We start from the raw sequence: 18946 nt of genomic DNA, 5'->3' as shown, positions 1-18946 counted from the left end.
CCTCCAAAAAGGTTCCGGGATATTCTGTACTTTATAGTGTGATTCTATGCCTCTTTTGGCGCTTCGTATCGCGGGAAAACCGGTGCCGGTGCAGGAAGCTCCTTCCCAGCTGTCAGGCTCTTAGGGAGCGCGGTGAAAAGGCGTTCCTCCCCTTCTGCTACCCCCAGCAGGTCAAGAAGTTTCTCCATCGAACCGGGCATCACCGGCTGCATCAGAATGGCAACCTGGCGGACCACCTCAAGAGTCACGTAGAGTACGGTATTCATGCGCTCAAATTCGCCGTTTTTGCGCAGAGTCCACGGTTCCTGTTCCGCAAAGTAAGCATTCGTATCGGCAAGCACAGTCCAGATGCGCTCTAGGGCACGGTGGAACGCCTGCTCATCATAGTCTGCCCGCACCGGTTCATAAAGTGCGGAAGCACCGGCCAGAATCTTGCGGTCAGCCTCAGTAAATTCTCCAGGGATCGGTACCCTACCGTCGCAGTTCTTAGCAACCATTGAGAGCGAACGCTGCGCCAGATTACCCAGGTTATTCGCCAAATCAGAATTAATACGGTTGATAATGGATTCTTCGGAGTACGAGCCGTCTTGTCCGAAAGAGACCTCGCGCATCAGGAAGAATCGGACCTGATCCAGCCCGAACGCTGCCACAAGATCCGCGGGGTCCACCACGTTGCCCACCGACTTCGACATTTTCTCGCCATTCACCAGAAGGAACCCATGCCCAAAAACACGTTTGGGCAGCTCAAGACCGGCAGACCAGAGGAAGGCAGGCCAGTAGATAGAGTGGAAACGGGTAATGTCTTTACCAATCAGGTGCAGGTCTGCTGGCCAGTATTTGGTGAAAAGCTCCCCCTCAGTGTTCGGGTAGCCCAAGCCAGTCAGGTAGTTAGTCAGCGCATCCACCCACACGTACATAACATGTTTATCGTTGCCAGGCACAGGAACGCCCCAGTCGAAGGTGGTACGCGAAATCGAAAGGTCATTCAAACCACCTTTGACGAATGAGATCAGCTCATTACGGCGCGATTCAGGGAAAACATACCCTTCGTTCTTATAGAGTTCCAGAAGTTTATCGGCATACTTTGAGAGACGGAAGAAATAAGACTCTTCCTCAGTCCACTCAACTTCCGTTCCGGTAGAAATGGCGTAGCGCTGCCCGTCGCGTTCTTCGGTCTCATCCTCGGCGTAATAGGCTTCATCGCGCACGGAGTACCATCCGGCATATTTATCGAGGTAGATATCCCCGTTCTCTTCCATACGCTTCCAGATAGCTTGAGATGCCTCATAATGGTCCGGATCCGTAGTGCGAATAAAGCGATCGTAACTAATGCCGAGAGCGTCATTCATCGCTTTGAAACGGGCGGAGTTCTCATCGGCGAGTTCTTTGGCGGTTTTCCCCTGTTTCTCAGCGGTGGTCTGCATCTTCTGCCCGTGTTCGTCGGTGCCCGTCATAAAGCGCACGTCAAAACCGTCGAGTCGCTTGAAACGTGCCAGCACATCGGCGGCAATGGTCTCATAGGCATGACCGATGTGGGGGTTTCCGTTGGGGTAAGAAATCGCAGTCGTGATGTAGAAGGGGGTAGCACTCATAATTATTAATCTTACCGCAGTTTTTCAGCATAGATGCGGCGAAACAGTAATGCGACAAGCCGCCGTCATGTACCCGCACACAACCTCAGCTGCAGTAGCAGGCCCCCTCGCACATGTTGCGCGCTACACACCGTGACGGTGCTCAGCACGCAGAATGTGCGAAGGGGTCGCCTGTATTTACAGCAGCGCGCCGAGCCCGCTAGCCGCATGACCACTCATAGAAGACCTGCGAGAAGTCACGGGCTGCCAACCGGTCCGGGGCAATCAGCCAGTTCGCTGTACCAACATCGCCCCAGAGCACCGTGTTCCCATACGAATCCATCGTTAACAGGTTCACGGTACGCCTGCGAATATCAGAGTTTTCAGGGTATTCGCGGCGTGGATCGCCCTGCATGAAGTGCGGTAACCCACCAAGCCTTGAGTAGTCCCCTGAACCAGTAAAATCCTCAATATCTTCCACATCATATACATCAAAGTCATCAAGACTCGTAATAGCCTGTTCCGGGTATGCCTGGTTCCATTTCTCAACCAGCGGGTGATTTATCGAATCGTTCGGGGCAAATATTTCGCGCCCAAGCGTCGTGAATTCGAGTGCACACTCATGTTTGATAGGCCACCAGAATTCCCGCTCACTATCCTCCCAAGTCGCTACCGCATCCGGATTCACTTCACCCAGCTGAGGATAGTAGATCACACGGTGGTCCTCTTCCTTATCTATCCCCCAACCTGAGTTTGTGCTCACCCAGAACTGCACCATGCCGGTAGGCGGATAAATAGGATTCTCCGGCAGCTCAGCACAATTAATCTGCGCGATCATGCCCATCGGCACCCCGTCCGAGTCGGTGGGAGCTTCCACCCCAGCGGGCAGATACGGCACTCCCCCGAACTTCGAGACGGTCACCGGCAGCGGCTCAGCGGCCTCAGAGGGCTTAATCCCAATAGCAGGTAATGAGTTTTCGGCATAGAGCTCTTCAACAAGGGCAGTAGCTTTCTCAACAATATCGCTCACAGGAAGCTCTCCTTCAACGGTTCTATCTATGGTCATTGCTGGGTTGTGCAGGTGTTTCCACCTGCGCCCTGGTTTAATGAGAGCACCTTCCCGAGCCAATACACAACCGATTTCGTCATTACCTGTTTTGTCCAGTAACAGGAACAGCACCATATAGCTCCAGCCGCTCAGGTAGGTGGTATATACGGCAGGAGAGAAATTTCAGGGCGTTACTATTAGTCGCCGTAAATATCTCAAAGGCCAAGCACACACGAAGGGGTGCCCACCATCATGATAGACACCCCCAGAAACGCTAGTAGCTTAGTGCTTAGCGAGCCACCGAACCTTCGGTATAGTCATCGTCAACAGTGTTCCACGAGAACAGCTCACGCAGTTTACGACCGGTAGCTTCAATCGGGTGAGACTCGCCCTTAGCGCGCAGTTCCTTGAACTCGGGCGCGCCTGCGGCCTGGTCGTCCATGAAGCGCTTTGCGAAGGCGCCGTTCTGGATATCGGCGAGGACTTCCTTCATGTTCTCCTTGACCTGAGGAGAAATCACGCGAGGACCGGAGACGTAGTCGCCGTACTCTGCGGTGTCGGAAATGGACCAACGCTGCTTAGCAATACCTCCCTCAATCATCAGATCCACAATGAGCTTGAGTTCGTGCAGAACCTCGAAGTATGCAATTTCAGGCTGGTACCCTGCCTCGGTAAGAACCTCGAAACCGTACTGAACCAGCTGTGAGAGCGAACCGCACAGCACCGCCTGCTCACCAAAGAGGTCAGACTCGGTCTCTTCGGTGAAAGTGGTCTTAATAACACCTGCACGGGTTGCACCGAGTGCCTTAGCGTAGGACAGAGCAAGTTCCAGAGCTTTACCGGACGGATCCTTCTCAACGGCAACGAGAGCGGGCACACCACGACCTGCTTCATATTCACGACGTACGGTATGGCCGGGACCCTTCGGCGCAACCATAGCTACATCCACACCTTCGGGAACGGTGATGTACCCGAAGTGAATGTTGAAGCCATGTGCGAAGAACAGAGCATCGCCGGGCTTCAGGTTAGGTTCAATGCTCTCTTTGTAGACCTGAGCCTGTACCTGGTCCGGGGTCAGAATCATGATGAGGTCCGCTTCAGCTGCAGCTTCAGCAACGGTAGCTACACGCAGACCTTCTGCTTCAGCCTTAGCGCGGGATTTGGAGCCCTCAGCCAGACCAACAATAACCTTGACTCCAGAATCACGCAGGTTCAGAGCGTGTGCATGTCCCTGAGAACCATAACCGATAATCGCAACGGTACGTCCCTGGACTGGGGCGAGGTCTGCATCGTCGTTGTAGAAAATGGTTGCTGCCATTTTGTCTCCTCAAAATAATAGGTTTAGCCCGAACTCAGGCTCAGGCGTTAAGTTTACTAGACGTGGCGCCGCTCATGGGCGTTCTGTGATAAATCTCAGGATGCGGGAAGTATCAAACCGCGGGCGGTGCTTCCCACATCCTGACAGGGTTTTAGCGTTAGATACGTTCACTCATGGAACGTGGACCACGAGAGAGTGCAATGGTCCCAGCACGCACGATCTCTCGCACTCCGTAAGGTTCAAGAACATCAAGCAAGGCGTTAAGCTTTTCGGGAGAACCGGTTGCTTCAATCACCACGGATTCGGTAGAGACATCAATAACCGAAGCACGGAAAAGATCAGCGGCCTGCACAACCTGCAGGCGAGCGGCGGCATCCGCCTTGACCTTAACCATGATGTGATCACGCTGTGTTGAAGTCTCTGGGGCCAGCTCCACCACCTTAAGCACATGGATCAGCTTGTTGAGCTGCTTAGTGAGCTGTTCCAAAGTCTCAGGCTCACCATCAGCAACAATTGTGATGCGCGAAACGTCGGGAACCTCAGTGGGACCCACCGCCAAAGACTGAATATTGAACATGCGGCGAGAGAACAAACCGGTCACGCGTGAGAGCACACCGGGTTTGTCTTCAACTAAAACGGATAGGGTGTGCAGGCTCATTAGTTTTCTCCCTCTTCTCGACCGAAATCGGGTGACGTGTTTTTAGCGATTTGGATGAGGTCGTTTGATACGCCGGCGGGCACCATCGGCCACACCATGGCATCGGGGCTCACGGTAAAGTCAATCACCACAGGACGGTCGTTGATAGCGAGTGCTTGTTTGATAACCTCGTCCACATCTTCGTCCCTCTCGCAGCGGAAAGTGGCGCATCCATAGGCATCGCCAAGCTTCACAAAGTCAGGGATGCGGTCGGTTCCGTGCCCGGTGCGCAGGTGGGTGTTGGAGTATCGACCATCGTAGAAGAGTGCCTGCCACTGACGCACCATACCCAGCGAGGAGTTATTGACCACGGCAACCTTGATGGGGATGTTGTTCTGTGCGCAGGTGGCAAGTTCCTGGTTGGTCATCTGAAAACAGCCGTCACCATCAATAGCCCAAACGATGGAGCCTGGGTTGGCAACTTTCACGCCCATAGCGGCGGGAACGCAGTATCCCATAGTGCCGAGTCCTGCTGAGCTGAGGAAATGCCGCGGTTTCTCTTGGCCGATGAAGTGTGCGCCCCACATTTGATGCTGTCCCACGCCGGTTACATAGAAAGCATCCGGGCCGGTGAGGGCGCTCAAGCGCTCCAGTACGTGCTGGGGGGATCCCAAGCCGTCGTCGGTCTTGGTGTACCCAAGGGGATAGTCGTTCTTGATGGTATCAAGTTCAACCCACCACTCGCCCAAGTTCGGCAACTTGTTGGCGAACTCAGTGGAGAGCAGTTCGTTGAGTTCGGGGAGCACATAGCGCAAATCACCCACGATCGGCACGTCTGCGAAGCGAATCTTGGAGATTTCTGCCGGGTCTACGTCAATGTGGATGACCTTGGCTTCGGGGGCGAAAGAGTCGAGTTTACCGGTCACGCGGTCGTCAAAACGAGCCCCTAGAGTAATCAGCAGATCGGATTTCTGCATAGCGAACACGGCGGGAACGGTGCCGTGCATACCAGGCATGCCCAGGTTTTGCGGGTTGGAGTCTGGGAAAGCACCACGGGCGTTCAGCGTGGTCACCACGGGAGCCCCGGTAATTTCGGCGAGCTTTGCCAGCTCCTCGGATGCACCGGAGCGGATAATACCGCCGCCAACGTACAGCACGGGACGTTTGGATTCACTGATGAGCTTGGCCGCTTCACGAATCTGCTTGGAGTGACCACGGGTTACGGGAGTGTACCCGCGTACCTCAACCTTGGGAGGCCAGTTGAACTCCATCATACCGACCTGCGCATCCTTGGTGATGTCCACGAGCACGGGGCCGGGGCGTCCGGTGGAGGCGATATGGAACGCGGCAGAGAGCGCACGCGGAATATCCTGCGGATCAGAAATCATGAAGGAGTGCTTGGTAATCGGCATGGTCATGCCCACCACATCCGCTTCTTGGAAGGCGTCGGTGCCCAGAAGTTTGGTGGAAACCTGACCGGTGATAGCTACCAGCGGAACGGAGTCCATATTGGCGTCCGCGATCGCGGTGATCAGGTTTGTGGCTCCCGGCCCTGATGTTGCAATACACACGCCGACTTTGCCGGTGGAAGTTGCATACCCTTGAGCCGCATGCCCTGCCCCCTGCTCATGACGAACGAGGATGTGGTTAATTTTGGAAGAATCCATCAAGGGGTCGTAGGTGGGCAGAATTGCGCCACCTGGCAGACCGAAGACATCGGTAACACCCAAAAGTTCGAGTGTACGAATAATCGCTTGCGAGCCGGTCATGCGTTCGGCAGCAGGGGCTTTTTCTTCAGCCTGCCCACTACCCGCGGAGTTAATCGAAAATCCCGTGGTCATAATAATGATGCCTCGTTTGTATTGTTTTCTAGTTCTCGACAGATGCGCGTGAAGCCCGCCTGTTCGGGTATCTTACGCACTGTTTCGCTCGCTGTAGGCTCCGGTCGGGCGCCTTTAGCTATAAAAATACCCTCCGCTATGGTGTTGCGAAGGGCGCACATTCTATTCACAGAAAATCTACCTTGTGAAGCGCCCTAGGCGACGACGACAAGGCTAAGAATTCGCTGCGTCTTGTGTGTTTGCACCTTTATATAGTCTCGCTCTTGATGTCATGAGTCAAATTTCCACGCCGTTTTTATGAGAGTTTCTCTAATTTCTTCGCATTGCGTGTACTTTCGATATATTTTCGAGCGCTTACTCAACGCTTTGGATACCGTGTTGGGGTCCCTGCGTTCGAGATAGCTGTAAAGTATTCAGTGCGGCGCAGGCAAGAGTCTCGTATCCTAGACTCTCACGGTAATCTGCGAGCTCCAGGATTCCCCCAGGTAAATATGTGACGTGATGCAGTGACGTAGAACGCCTTCGCCGGTAAGATGAGTACATGACCGACTCGCAAAACTTGGCTGCTTCACCCTCCCCTACACCGGAGCAGTCTAACCAACCACAGAGCGCCGAGGCTCTTACGGGAGAACAGCTCATCAAGGTGCTCCACCCTGCATTCGATGAGCAGATTATTAACTATGGGGCCTACGACTTGGTCTACGCTACCGGAAGCGCCATCTACCGCAACCCCGATATCGACCAACACCAAGAACCTATGCAGGAGCATTTTTTGGTGGGCTACCAAGAGGTTCCTGACGAGGTTATTATCGCCCCTATTCGCATGCCAGATGTTACACCTGCGGGCACCGCATCCACCATTGATAACACAAATGCGCTGCACGCATACCGGGTAGGTGAACATTCGGTGGCTATTGAATCGGTGAACGGCAGCTCTTTCCTGCTTATTTTTGAGGATGCGCCTGAGATTACCACCATTCACGGGACCGGCGTTCTCAATCAAAGTCGCGACGTCTCTGCCTTCCGCGAGTTTGTAACCTCACGCTGGCCTGTTCTCTAGGCTCTTAAGCGGCCTGTACCATACAGGGCTGTCTCGGATAATGCATATACACTAATCCAGCCGGACTGTATAAAAAAGCAAACCCCGTCACAGATAGTGACGGGGTTTATTCTGTGCGCCCTCTGGGACTCGAACCCAGAACCCATTGATTAAGAGTCAATTGCTCTGCCAATTGAGCTAAAGGCGCTTAGGTAACAAATATTGCAGCTTCGAAACGGCAACAGATAAACACTATACGAGCATCAAGCGCGTTTTGCAACTTACGAACACGGCTGTAGTCAGCGATTTTGGCGAACATCAACGTCCAGCATCACGACTGCAAATCACCATGGTATACAACAAAACCCCGCCATAACTGACGGGGTTTATTCTGTGCGCCCCCTGGGACTCGAACCCAGAACCCATTGATTAAGAGTCAATTGCTCTGCCAATTGAGCTAGAGGCGCTTACTTGGGGTGATGTATCGCATTCGTACGACAACAGATAAATACTATACGGATAATTAATATTTCACGCAAGTTACATATAAGTGACGCTTCACACAAACTCTCATTTTTTGCTTTCGCTCATGCTCTCGATGGCACCGCAGTACCTCATCTCATGGCACACCCTCGCGAAAAACCTCCCAGAGATCCTATAAACCCCGTACACTAAATAGAACGTTTACGGCAACACATGCAATACCGAGAACATCTACTTTTAAGGAGAAACCATGAGCACCCGACTAGAGCCCGGCACAAAAGCCCCAAGTTTTACCCTGGAAGATTACACCGGTCAGCAATATTCCCTAGCGGATTACGCGGGGCATAAGGTCATTCTCTACTTCTATCCCAAAGCATCAACACCCGGATGCACCAAAGAAGCTTGCGATTTTCGAGATAACCTTGCCTCTTTGAAATCGCTCGGATACGTTGTCTTAGGCGTTTCTCCCGACAAACCCGCAGCCCTAGAGAAGTTCACCACCAAAGAGTCTCTCACCTTCCCCCTTCTCTCCGATGCCGATCACGCTGTCGCACTCGCCTACGGTGCATGGGGCGAAAAGAAAAACTACGGCAAAGTCTACGAAGGACTTATCCGCTCCACATTCGTCATCAATGAGCAGGGCATCATAGAGCTGGCGCAATATAACGTACGCGCCACCGGCCATGTTGCTAAGCTGCGCCGTGACCTTGGCATTGACCCCAAATAGTCGGATTTTTCCGTTTGTATAGTCTTATATCCTCGTGTAGACTTTCCTAGGTAGCTTTGCTCCCCGCGCGAGTGGTGAAATTGGCAGACACGCAGGATTTAGGTTCCTGTGCCTTACGGCGTGGGGGTTCAAGTCCCCCCTCGCGCACCAACCTTGGGTCCGCAACGTCTTCTTATCGAAGAAGTTGCGGGCTTTTTGTTATATACCGCACAGCAGAGTACCCTGGCGCTATATCCCTAAGCCTATAATTCGCTGTGAGTCGTGCCTAAAACCCTCTTTGAGTATCGCGACATTAAATCGTGACGTTGTATTCTAAAAGAATAGTGTTTTCGCCCAGACATAAACGCCTTATCAACCACGCATTACCTATCACGGTTCAGTAATCACCATGAAAGGGCTTGTCCGTGAATCATCTCTCCCCAACCGATGCCCCCGGTATCAGCTACAGCGGTATCAGCCGCCGCACTGCGCTGCGGTTAGGGTCTCTTCTGGCAGCGGGTTATACTTTGACGGCCTGCGGTGATTCGGCGCCCGACAACGGTTCAGGAGAGACCCGCAGGATCTTTAGATTTGCTCAAGGCGCGGCACCTTACTCTCTTGATCCCGCCTTTGACCCGGTCTCTCCGACGTACCGTGTAACAGCACAGATTCTTGAAACTCTCGTGAGTGCCGACCATTACACGGGCGTTCCGCAGGAGGCGCTTGCCTCCTCGTGGACGATTAGCCCAGATGGTCTGACCTATACGTTTACGCTCCGGGAAGGGGTCTCATTTAGCGATGGCACTCCCCTTACGGCAGAAGCCGTACTGCGTAATGTACAGCGGTGGCAGGCGTTAGCAACATCCCCAGAAACGGCGGCACGCTGCGTTCCCTTTCAGCCACTCTACGGCTGGGGTTTTGGTAATATTGTGCACTCTAACTCGCCACACGCAGGTAAAGCATCACAGGAGGCAAGCTCTTCACCGTCTGCCGCCGCAACGCAAACCCCTTCGGCTCAGGAAGACACAGATACACCCAAGGCCGATACACCAAAGACTGATGAACACACCGAGCAGATACCTTTACGTTATGCTCCCCTCGTTTCCGATGTACGCGTCACCGACTCCAAACTTGTGTTTACGCTTGTACGTCCTTCACAAGCGTTCTTGCGGATTCTGACCCAACCGGCTTTCGGCGTCGTTTCACCCGAGGCACTTACCGAGAACCACCGTATCAAAGAGATACCCATCGGTACTGGGCCCTTTAAAATCTCAACGCCCGCTTCGCAAAATACCGATATCGTTCTCATACGCAACGATAAATTTGTGAGTATCAAGCAGGAAAAGATTGAACTCGACGAAATACATTTCTCGACTCTCAATTCTTCCGACAAGCGTTACTATGCTCTCGTAGACAATAAAGTTGATGCCTGCGATCAAGTAAGCGGCAATGACTTAGGGCCTCTAGGGCGTGAAGGGTTCCTGTACCCGCTGCGTGATCCCTTCTCGCTTCTTTATCTGGGGTTCAACCTTGCGCATCCGGTTCTCAAAGATATTTCGGTGCGCCGAGCTATCGCGCGAGCTGTCGATCGCGGTGCCCTCATCCGATATTACCTTTCTGGAACTTCTGAAGCACTGCACCTTATGCCTAGGCTTTTTCGTACCTCGGATGACTCTCTGGAACGTCTGTATAAGCGAGATGTTGACCAAGCAAAATCGTTGCTCGCAGCCTCAGGTTACACAGGCGAAACTATCGAATGCTACTACCCTATTGATGTTTCGCTTCCGTGGATTATGTCACCCCAAAAAGTCTATTCTGAGATGATCGGAGCTCTTCTCGATATTGGGCTCAATATTAAACCTATTCCACTGAACTGGTCCGATTATCATGCCCGCGCTACGGAAATAAATACTACTCGCGGCATTCTCCTCGGTGGTTTCTACGGAACCTATCGTGATCCTTACGCTTTTCTTGGGCCGGTTCTTGCACCTCTTCTGGTGGCGCAGTGGATCGATGCTATGGGATTAAACCCCGTATCGCACGATACCCCCGAGGCGAAGGCTCATCCCGCCGATTCTCCGATTCCATCACCGTCAGCAAGCGCTGCCCCGAAGGACAGTTCCGAAGCCGAGACATCGCCTACCCCGTCTCCCAGCATTACTCCTGCAAAGGTAGAACCTGCGCCTACGCTGGAACAGATTATGAGTAAGATCCGCGAAGCCGATAGCGCCACTTCTTTAGACGAACAGCGTGAAAAATATCGTTCCATCAACCAGGATTTAGCGGCATTTATGCCTGCGGTCCCACTTTTGAACGTTACGTCTAACATAGGTATTAATCGACGTGTTATTGGCTACGAAACCGAACAAAGCGCTATCGAGCTCTTTGCTAAAGTGCGAATTTCCTAAAGTTTCTGTTGTGGAATTTAATGTATTTTGCAGATTTTCCCTACTCTTTTGTGAACTACATTACTGATTCTGGGTTTTTCTCGGCGGAATGTGTACCTGCAGACCCTCAGGGAGTACGCTAGAGTCATATAACTGTCATATGACCGTGCCCAAAGCTGGGCACCAAACCCCTGGGAGTATCAGTGGTAGCACGTACTGAACAGACCGATGTCGTCCTTGTGGGCGGCGGTATTATGAGCGCAACGCTTGGTGTCTTTTTGAAGGAATTGGAACCCACCTGGAATATTACTCTTCTGGAACGCCTTGATAAGCCCGCACAGGAGTCCTCGAACCCGTGGAATAACGCTGGCACCGGTCACTCTGCACTGTGCGAGTTGAATTACGCCCCCGCTGGTCCCGACGGAAAAGTAAGTGCCGATAAAGCCTTAGGTATTAATGAGCAGTTCCAGATTTCACGTCAGTTCTGGGCTTCCCTTGTGAATGAAGGTATTCTGCCCAATAACGATTTCATCCACCCTGTACCCCATATGTCCCTTGTATTCGGCGAAGATCATTCCAAGTACCTTGCGGCACGTTACGATTCCTTCCGCCAGCAGAAGCTTTTTGAGCGAATGCAGTTCTCCACGGAACGCGACCAAATTGCTCAATGGGCGCCCTTGACGGTCAAGGGCCGCTCCGAAGGAGAACCGGTCGCAGCTACCTGGGCTCCGGAAGGTACCGACGTTGATTTTGGTGCGCTTACCACTGGCATGATCGATTATTTACAATCTCAGGGAGTCGAAGTACGCTACGGCTACGAGGTTAAGAACCTTGACCGTGAATCTGACGGTACGTGGACTGTGTCTGCTATTAACCGCATCAATACCAAAGAACCCCTGAAAATCCATACTAAATTTGTTTTCCTTGGTGCTGGAGGCGGTGCCTTGCATCTGCTCCAAAAGTCGGGAATTGGGGAAGGTAAGGGATACGGCGGCTTCCCGGTTTCGGGTCTGTTCCTGCGCAACACCAATGAAATTACCGCCGCTAAGCATAATGCAAAGGTGTATGGTCAGGCATCCGTAGGCGCTCCTCCGATGTCTGTTCCGCACCTGGATACTCGATATGTTGATGGTAAGCGTTCTCTGCTTTTCGGGCCTTATGCTGGGTTCAAGACCAATTTCCTGAAGCAAGGGTCTCTCCTTGACCTGCCCCTCTCACTTCGTCTGCACAATATCTATCCCATGACTCGTGCGGGTCTCGATAACCTGTCGCTCGTCAAATATCTGCTCACCGAGTTGGTTAAAGATAAGAATGCGCGTCTGGAGTCCCTGCACCGCTACTACCCTGAAGCTAACGGCGACGAGTGGGAACTCATTGAAGCGGGTCAGCGTGTGCAAATTATGAAGAAGGATGCGAAGAAAGGCGGAATTCTGCAGTTTGGCACCGAGGTTGTTTCTTCGGCCGATGGTTCTATCGCGGCTCTCCTTGGCGCATCACCGGGGGCTTCAACCGCAGCACCCATTATGCTGAACCTACTCAAGAGGTGCTTTCCCTCTCAGTTCGCGGGTTGGGAGTCGCGTATCCGTGCTCTGGTTCCGGGGTATGGGGTTAAACTCAACGATAATCCGGATCTCGCTGACGAAATTATGGCTCACACTGCACATACATTAGATATCGCCAACTAAGATACACTTGAGGTGCTGACTCGAAAACCTTCGTCCTGTTCCCTGCCATACACAGGTTTTTGGATGGAGGTTTTCGCTGTTAAGTAATAGTAAAACTCTTCAGTGGAGAGAACTCATACGTGCCGCGCTCTATCGTTCCTCCTCATGAGAAAAACTATTTCCTGTATTATTGCCACAAGTATTTGGTACTTCTAAGCGCCGCAAGCAAACACCAAGACAAGGAACGCTCCTATGGCACGACGCCGCAAAAAATCACTTCCTCGTTCAGAATATGTAAAAATACGCGAATTTCCTCAGGGCAGTATCGCCTATATTTTTCGACGCGCGGGTTTTTCCTTTGGATCGCACGGGGGAACAGATCTAGCCGCAGCGCTCACCTATTTCACGGTGCTCTCTGCTTTTCCTGCTTTGCTCGCGATCCTGTCACTCCTGGGAATTTTCGGGCAGGGAGAAGACAGCGCCAAGGTAATCTTAGGGTTCCTCCAAGAGCGTGCACCTCAGCAAATGTACTCGATTCTGGAAGGACCTATTCATCAGCTAACCAATGGACAAGGCGCCGGGTTTGCATTAATCATTGGTATTCTCAGTGCGCTCTGGTCTGCCTCCGGATATGTAGGGTCTTTCGGGCGTGCGCTCAATAACGTATACGGAGTACGCGAAGGACGACCCGGGTGGTTCCTCAAACCCTATAACGTACTCATCACTACCGGGGTTATAGTGCTTGTGGTTCTCATGATGCTGATGTTCCTCTTGGGAGCATCAGTTCTCGACTGGGTTGCGCCCTATATGCCTGGAGTAGATATAGAACTCATCAAGGTTCTGTGGCTCAATGGACGTTGGGTTTTAATTCTCATTCTTGCGGTATTTCTCATTGCGATGCTCTACACTGCAACACCCAATGTGCGGCGTCTTAAAATTCGGTGGACCTCGCCGGGAGCCGTTATCGCCTTGTTTGGCATGGGGTTAGGCGGACTAGGCTTTACCATCTATACCAATAATTTCAGCAAATATAACGCTACCTACGGACTTATCGGTGGTGTCATCGTCATGCTGGTGTTCCTCTGGATCATGAACAATATGCTGGTCTTTGGCGCTCATGTCGATGCTGAATTTGAACGGATGCGCCAAATTGTAGCGGGTGAGGATATCGACGGAAAACTGCGTGTGGAACCCCGCGACACCCGAGCCATTACCAAGTACCAGGAAAAGTTAGAGGCCCTAAGCTCAAGTGCCCAAGAGATCCAAGACCTTGCAAGCGGTCAGCAGACGCTGCCCAAACCGCCCGAGCCCTCAATCCTCGAACGGGTGCAGACTGCTGTTTCTACCAACACTGAGATGCTTCGACAGGCTGTTTCCGATACCCGTGTAGGGGCGACGGAGGCACAATCCTCTGAGGATTCTGGGGACGTGAAGGAGAAGGCTTCGGAGTCCTCTCAAAAACATACCCGCGATTCCACTCCACACAGCGATAATCCTCAAAACGGCAGCTCCAAACGTCAAGACTCTTCGCGAGACACGCTTTTTTAAGTGCAGCATGAGCGGCACATACACTACCGGATAGACCTGTGGTAGTTGGCGGAAATATACCGCACCCACCACGATTGTGTTTGTCATAAACGTGATTTTTCGCCCCACACGTCATATATATTTTCGTCTACACAATCAGCGCGCGCAGGTGCAAAAATATACATATGTGTGAGACTCCCATACCGCCTTTTGAATATACCCGCTACACACCTGCAGACGCGGAAAAAGGTACAACTCCCGTTCTGTTTCTACACGGCTTTGCAACCCGTAGCGACCAGCTCTGGGGCGGTACCGGCTGGATTCGCCAGTACATTCGGGCGGGTATACCCGTGCTAACCGTCGATTTACCTTTTCACGGGCGAAAATACCTCAAAGACTCCAACTTTACAGTACATGCCAAACTCCCGGTGGGAACAATCGAAGAACACGGTATTTTTCCGGTCGTCCAGACCACAGTGTCAGAAGATGGTTCACCGCAGAACGGCATGGCTCTTTTCGCTGATACGCTTTCTGCTCTCCTTGACGAACTTGCTATCCAGCAAGTACATGGTGTGGGTTTTTCCTTCGGATCTAGGGTAGGGTGGGAGCTCGCTCTGAGGCACCCATCTCGCGTTGCATCGCTTATTCTGGGCGGTATGCCCCTGCACAATCACCTCGAAGCCCTGCGCTCTATGCTTTCTGCCTCGTGTGCTGATAATGCCATTACCCAAGATCCTGCGACAGAAGAAGCCTTTACCAGCATTATTGAATCGTCACCGCTACGCGCCAATGCTCTTCTTGATTTTGTGCATATACCCTTCGGCGAGTTCTTCTCACTGCCGTCTGCACTTGCAGACTCTACGCGCATTCCCGTTATTCACGCTGCTAACCCGCCTTTCCCGTACCCTCGTGTTCCTCTGCTGATCGCAATCGGTTCCGAAGACTCCATCGCTGCCGACGGGCGTAGGCTATATCCCCTGCTCCAGAGGGTACATCCGTATCTAAAATTTCTTGATATTCCGGGGCGGGATCATGTGAGTGCCTTAACCTCAGGCGTTTTTAGGCGCAACGCTTTAGCCTTTGCGCGCGATTCTCAGGGAAGTAACCGGCAAGCAGTATAAACTTTCTGCGCACCAACACGCTTAGCTTATAGCTATTCATATGTACAGACCCTAGTGATAGCCCTAGAATGGAAAGACGTATCAAGAAATCTTGATGCGTCAGAACATGTGGTCATACATGCTCTATGCGACGGGTAAAGCCGCACGAGGTCCCGAAAACTTCTTCAACGATCCCGAAGGGAATAAACCAAAGTATGCACAAGGTTAAAGCTGTTGTAGCGCTCGCTAAGAACGAGCCCGTTACCGTAACGACTATTCACGTACCCGATCCCGGTCCGGGCGAGGCTCTCGTGAAGGTTCTTACCTGCGGTGTTTGCCAGACAGATCACCACTATGTTGCAGGCGGTGTGGGCGATGATTTCCCCTACCTGTTGGGGCACGAATCAGCAGCCGTAGTGGAGGCAGTTGGCGATGACGTGACCGATATTGTCCCCGGAGATCTTGTGATCCTCAACTGGCGTGCGGTCTGCGGTGAATGCCGTGCATGTCGTAAGGGCGAGTCACAGTATTGCTTTGCTACCCATAACGCTACCCAGAAAATGACTCTAGAGGATGGCACCGAGCTCACTCCTGCTTTAGGCATTGGCTCTTTTGCCGAGAAAACCCTTGTCGCAGCGGGTCAGTGCACGAAGATTACCGCCGATATTTCTCCCGAGCAGTACGCCGCTATTGGACTGCTCGGGTGCGGTGTGACCGCAGGTCTGGGTGCCGTTCTCAATACGGGTGCGCTCAAACGCGGAGAATCCGTGGCCGTTATTGGATGTGGCGGTGTGGGCACCGCAGCAATCGCTGGCGCGCAGCTGGGCGGAGCAACTACCATTATCGCCGTTGATATTGATGACGATAAGCTCGAACGCGCACGTCAGCAGGGTGCAACACACACCGTAAACTCAGCCAAGGTAGACCCGGTCGAGGCTATTCGGGAGCTGACCGGCGGGTTTGGTGCGGATCTGGTAATAGATGCAGTAGGTATCGCCCCCACCTTCAAACAGGCTTTCGAGGCACGCGATCTTGCCGGGCGAGTGGTACTTGTGGGAGTTCCTGAGCCTGGCACCACCTGGGATATTCCCCTGGATGAGGTTTTCGGGCGCGGCGGCTCTATTAAGAGCGCCTGGTATGGTGATACGCTGCCTTCGCGCGACTTCCCCGAGTTCGTGGATCAGTACCTGCTCGGTCGCCTCGATCTAGACGGCTTTGTCTCCGAGCGTATTAAGCTGGAAGACGTCAATGATGCCTTTGAAACCATGAAAACCGGTCGAGTGCTGCGTTCCGTGGTGGAACTTTAAAACCGGGAAAGGAACTCTCATATGACTGAAATTATTGAACGGGTTGTTACTCACGGAACGTTCTCGCTCGACGGCGGCACCTGGGAAGTCGATAATAACGTGTGGATTATTGGTGATGACCAGCGTGTGACAGTCATTGACCCCGCGCATGACGTCGATAAAATCGCAAAAAAGGTTGCCGGTCGCACGGTCGAGAGGATTCTACTTACCCACGCTCACGATGATCATATTCGCTCTGCGCAAGAAGCCTCCGAGCGTTTTAAAGCATCTGTCTACCTAAACCCTGAGGATCGGGTGCTCTGGGAAATGGTGTACCCATCTTGGGACTTCGACGAGCCCCTGCATGACGGGCAGAAAATCAGTGCTGGTAATACCGAGCTACATGTGATCGCTACCCCCGGACACTCTCCCGGGTCGGTCTGTTTCTACGCGCCCGAACTCAGCTGGGAGAACAGCGAAGGCGTACTCTTTTCGGGCGATACTCTCTTCAAGGGCGGTCCCGGAGCGACTGGGCGTTCCTACAGCGACTTCGACACTATTATCGACTCCATCGAGTCGAAGCTGCTCACCCTGCCCGAATCCACTGCGGTTCTCACGGGTCACGGAGACTCCACAGGCATCGGTGTAGAGGCACCCGATCTAGACGCTTGGAAGAAACGCGGGCACTAAGAACCTCACGACTCTTTTGCTCATATATGAGGTGGTACAGGTCTTCCTCTCGAAGACCTGTACCACCTCATTATTATTCATATGGGTAAGTCCTACTTGCTGATCAGCCGTCTAATGGCGCCAGTTGTTCCTCGTAGCGGCGGCGCCAGAGATACCCGTAAAGATGTCCCATGCAGAAGTATAGGCAAGCGGCAACGATCGGAACGATAAAGGCGTTACGGTAGTAGGGTCCGCTTCCCAGGTACCCTCCCCAGGTAGCGCCAAAAGTAAGCCCTAGTGCCATAGCACCACTAATATAGAAGCTCATCTGGGTGTCGGGAGTGCGTACCAGCACATGCGCCAAAGCTAATTTATGGCCGCCAACAACAATTCCTAACGCCACGCCGTAGATTGCTAGGCCTACCATCATCATTGATATTCGATCGACAGTAGGCAGTAAAAGTGCAGCCAGTGTGAGCACAACGCCGCTCGAAAGCCAACCGTGCCAAGGAACAATTTTATCTGCGCCTAAAAGCACCGGAAGCATAGTGATAACAGCCGTCCCCAAGCATATTGTAATCATCAAGGGGTAGAGCGATAATGCATTGTGATTGAGAGCGAATCCCAGCAGAGCTGAACCGATAGATCCGATGCATCCGCTGATAACCATGAGTCCCAAGATCAGAACCATACTTATAGAATCTGAGGGTGTCTCCTGTACATGCGATTGTGCGGTTCCATCTGCTCGCGCCACGTCTGAATCTGAGGGGAGCGACTTTGGAGTTCTAGGAAGTACGTTGGGTATAAGAACGACAACAAATATTAACAAACCAGCCAATAAAATAGCCGCCCAGAACCCAGCGTTAATACCCATAAGGCTGTTCAGAAGCACCAAGACAAATGCAGCCAGAGGATACAGCGCCAGCTTTTCGACATTCGTCCATGCAACCATGGCAAAAAGCCACTCAGGATCAGAAGTTTTTGTGGGATTATACCGAGCTTCATGCACAATCACAGGCCATGGCGGAAGGGTGTAGCCCGCCAGCATACATGCCGCCGCATACTCAAAAGTTGTGACCGAGGCTGCGGCCTCCGTAGCCAGCATATTTGACAGATGCATGAGGTACAGTACCGCAGGAATATGCAGAACCGCACTGCCTCCTAATACGAGTCTAAGCCCGCAGTAACGCTCCAAAATCGGGGTTGTCGATATCTTGAGGGTATAGGCAAAGGCAAGAGCCCCTACAGCATAGCCGCCATCATGCACTGTATGCAGATTTCGCGCAATTACTAGAAAAAGGGTCATACCGATCAGGGCAACAGGCATGTGCATCATAACGTCAAATGCGCTGTAAAGAAATCCTTCTTCGCGCCGTGTGCGGATAAGGTATCTTAGGCGAATCCTCAACATTCCCAGAAAGCTGCGACCGTGAGCACGGGTCGCTTCTCGCAGATCGTATTCTTCGTGAGGAACCACAATATTTGTCTGAAGCCCAGAGCTCCAGCGGGGTACCCCGGTTCCTAAAGAGCTATGCCGCTGTTGCGAGGGCTTGTTAGTAATGCGCGTACCAGACGCACCAGAACCTAACGGTGTAGGTGAGGTTCTCTCACCGCCGTCTCTTCCGGATGTGGTGGGGCGCATCCTGTTCTCCTTGGGGGTGTTTGAGGCC

General features: G+C 52.6%; 14 protein-coding genes and 3 tRNA genes. 9 read left to right on the top strand and 8 right to left on the bottom strand.

Annotated elements, in window-relative coordinates:
- Nucleotides 1-44 precede the first annotated feature (44 nt).
- The 5 genes from metG to HMPREF3016_RS08420 form a co-directional block, all read right to left on the bottom strand.
- Nucleotides 45-1592, bottom strand: coding sequence for a methionine--tRNA ligase (metG, locus tag HMPREF3016_RS08440; protein ID WP_070741642.1), 1548 nt, complete (start codon nt 1590-1592; stop codon nt 45-47).
- Between the two features lie 199 nt (nt 1593-1791).
- Nucleotides 1792-2601: a YwqG family protein gene (locus HMPREF3016_RS08435; RefSeq protein WP_246828524.1), complete on the bottom strand. Its 810-nt coding sequence runs from the start codon at nt 2599-2601 to the stop codon at nt 1792-1794.
- Between the two features lie 307 nt (nt 2602-2908).
- Entirely contained in the window at nt 2909-3937 is a 1029-nt protein-coding gene (gene ilvC, locus HMPREF3016_RS08430; RefSeq protein ID WP_013399303.1) for a ketol-acid reductoisomerase, read from the bottom strand.
- Between the two features lie 157 nt (nt 3938-4094).
- Nucleotides 4095-4595, bottom strand: coding sequence for an acetolactate synthase small subunit (ilvN, locus tag HMPREF3016_RS08425; RefSeq protein ID WP_004004952.1), 501 nt, complete (start codon nt 4593-4595; stop codon nt 4095-4097).
- On the bottom strand, nt 4595-6415 hold the full coding sequence (locus tag HMPREF3016_RS08420) for an acetolactate synthase large subunit (RefSeq protein ID WP_070741639.1): 1821 nt from the start codon (nt 6413-6415) through the stop codon (nt 4595-4597). The genes ilvN and HMPREF3016_RS08420 overlap by 1 nt, the downstream gene beginning before the upstream one ends.
- Before the next feature lie 541 nt (nt 6416-6956).
- Between HMPREF3016_RS08420 and HMPREF3016_RS08415 the strand changes: the two genes are divergently transcribed.
- Complete coding sequence (locus HMPREF3016_RS08415; protein WP_013399306.1) at nt 6957-7475, top strand: hypothetical protein; 519 nt, start codon at nt 6957-6959, stop codon at nt 7473-7475.
- 114 nt (nt 7476-7589) lie between these two features.
- Here HMPREF3016_RS08415 and HMPREF3016_RS08410 read toward each other — a convergent pair.
- A tRNA-Lys gene (locus tag HMPREF3016_RS08410) sits at nt 7590-7662 on the bottom strand.
- 186 nt (nt 7663-7848) lie between these two features.
- A tRNA-Lys gene (locus HMPREF3016_RS08405) sits at nt 7849-7921 on the bottom strand.
- A gap of 266 nt (nt 7922-8187) precedes the next feature.
- On the opposite strand from HMPREF3016_RS08405, the gene bcp reads away from it, so the two are divergent.
- The 8 genes from bcp to HMPREF3016_RS08365 all read left to right on the top strand — a co-directional run bounded on the left by bcp (nt 8188) and on the right by HMPREF3016_RS08365 (nt 17297).
- Nucleotides 8188-8664: a thioredoxin-dependent thiol peroxidase gene (bcp, locus tag HMPREF3016_RS08400; RefSeq protein WP_048752813.1), complete on the top strand. Its 477-nt coding sequence runs from the start codon at nt 8188-8190 to the stop codon at nt 8662-8664.
- A 65-nt stretch (nt 8665-8729) separates the two neighbouring features.
- A tRNA-Leu gene (locus HMPREF3016_RS08395) sits at nt 8730-8814 on the top strand.
- A gap of 254 nt (nt 8815-9068) precedes the next feature.
- Complete coding sequence (locus HMPREF3016_RS08390) at nt 9069-11051, top strand: ABC transporter substrate-binding protein (protein ID WP_070741637.1); 1983 nt, start codon at nt 9069-9071, stop codon at nt 11049-11051.
- 182 nt (nt 11052-11233) lie between these two features.
- Entirely contained in the window at nt 11234-12715 is a 1482-nt protein-coding gene (locus tag HMPREF3016_RS08385) for a malate:quinone oxidoreductase (protein ID WP_070741634.1), read from the top strand.
- Between the two features lie 231 nt (nt 12716-12946).
- Nucleotides 12947-14242 carry a YihY/virulence factor BrkB family protein gene (locus tag HMPREF3016_RS08380; RefSeq protein WP_070741631.1) on the top strand — a complete coding sequence of 432 codons (1296 nt, stop codon included), beginning with the start codon at nt 12947-12949 and terminating at the stop codon, nt 14240-14242.
- A 164-nt stretch (nt 14243-14406) separates the two neighbouring features.
- On the top strand, nt 14407-15342 hold the full coding sequence (locus HMPREF3016_RS08375) for an alpha/beta hydrolase (RefSeq protein ID WP_048752820.1): 936 nt from the start codon (nt 14407-14409) through the stop codon (nt 15340-15342).
- Between the two features lie 194 nt (nt 15343-15536).
- On the top strand, nt 15537-16628 hold the full coding sequence (locus HMPREF3016_RS08370; RefSeq protein WP_070448546.1) for an S-(hydroxymethyl)mycothiol dehydrogenase: 1092 nt from the start codon (nt 15537-15539) through the stop codon (nt 16626-16628).
- 21 nt (nt 16629-16649) lie between these two features.
- The gene (locus tag HMPREF3016_RS08365) at nt 16650-17297 is read left to right on the top strand and encodes an MBL fold metallo-hydrolase (RefSeq protein WP_070448547.1); all 648 of its coding nucleotides are present in this window, start codon (nt 16650-16652) and stop codon (nt 17295-17297) included.
- A 103-nt stretch (nt 17298-17400) separates the two neighbouring features.
- On the opposite strand, the gene HMPREF3016_RS08360 is transcribed toward HMPREF3016_RS08365, so the two are convergent.
- A complete protein-coding gene (locus HMPREF3016_RS08360; RefSeq protein WP_070741629.1) occupies nt 17401-18918 on the bottom strand; it encodes a hypothetical protein in 1518 nt (505 codons plus the stop codon).
- Nucleotides 18919-18946 lie beyond the last annotated feature (28 nt).

It is taken from the genome of Rothia sp. HMSC065D02 (assembly GCF_001815285.1).
In the GTDB taxonomy this organism is placed as follows: domain Bacteria; phylum Actinomycetota; class Actinomycetes; order Actinomycetales; family Micrococcaceae; genus Rothia; species Rothia dentocariosa.
Note: the sequence above shows the minus strand (reverse complement) of the source record. Positions and strands in the feature narration are given on the sequence as shown.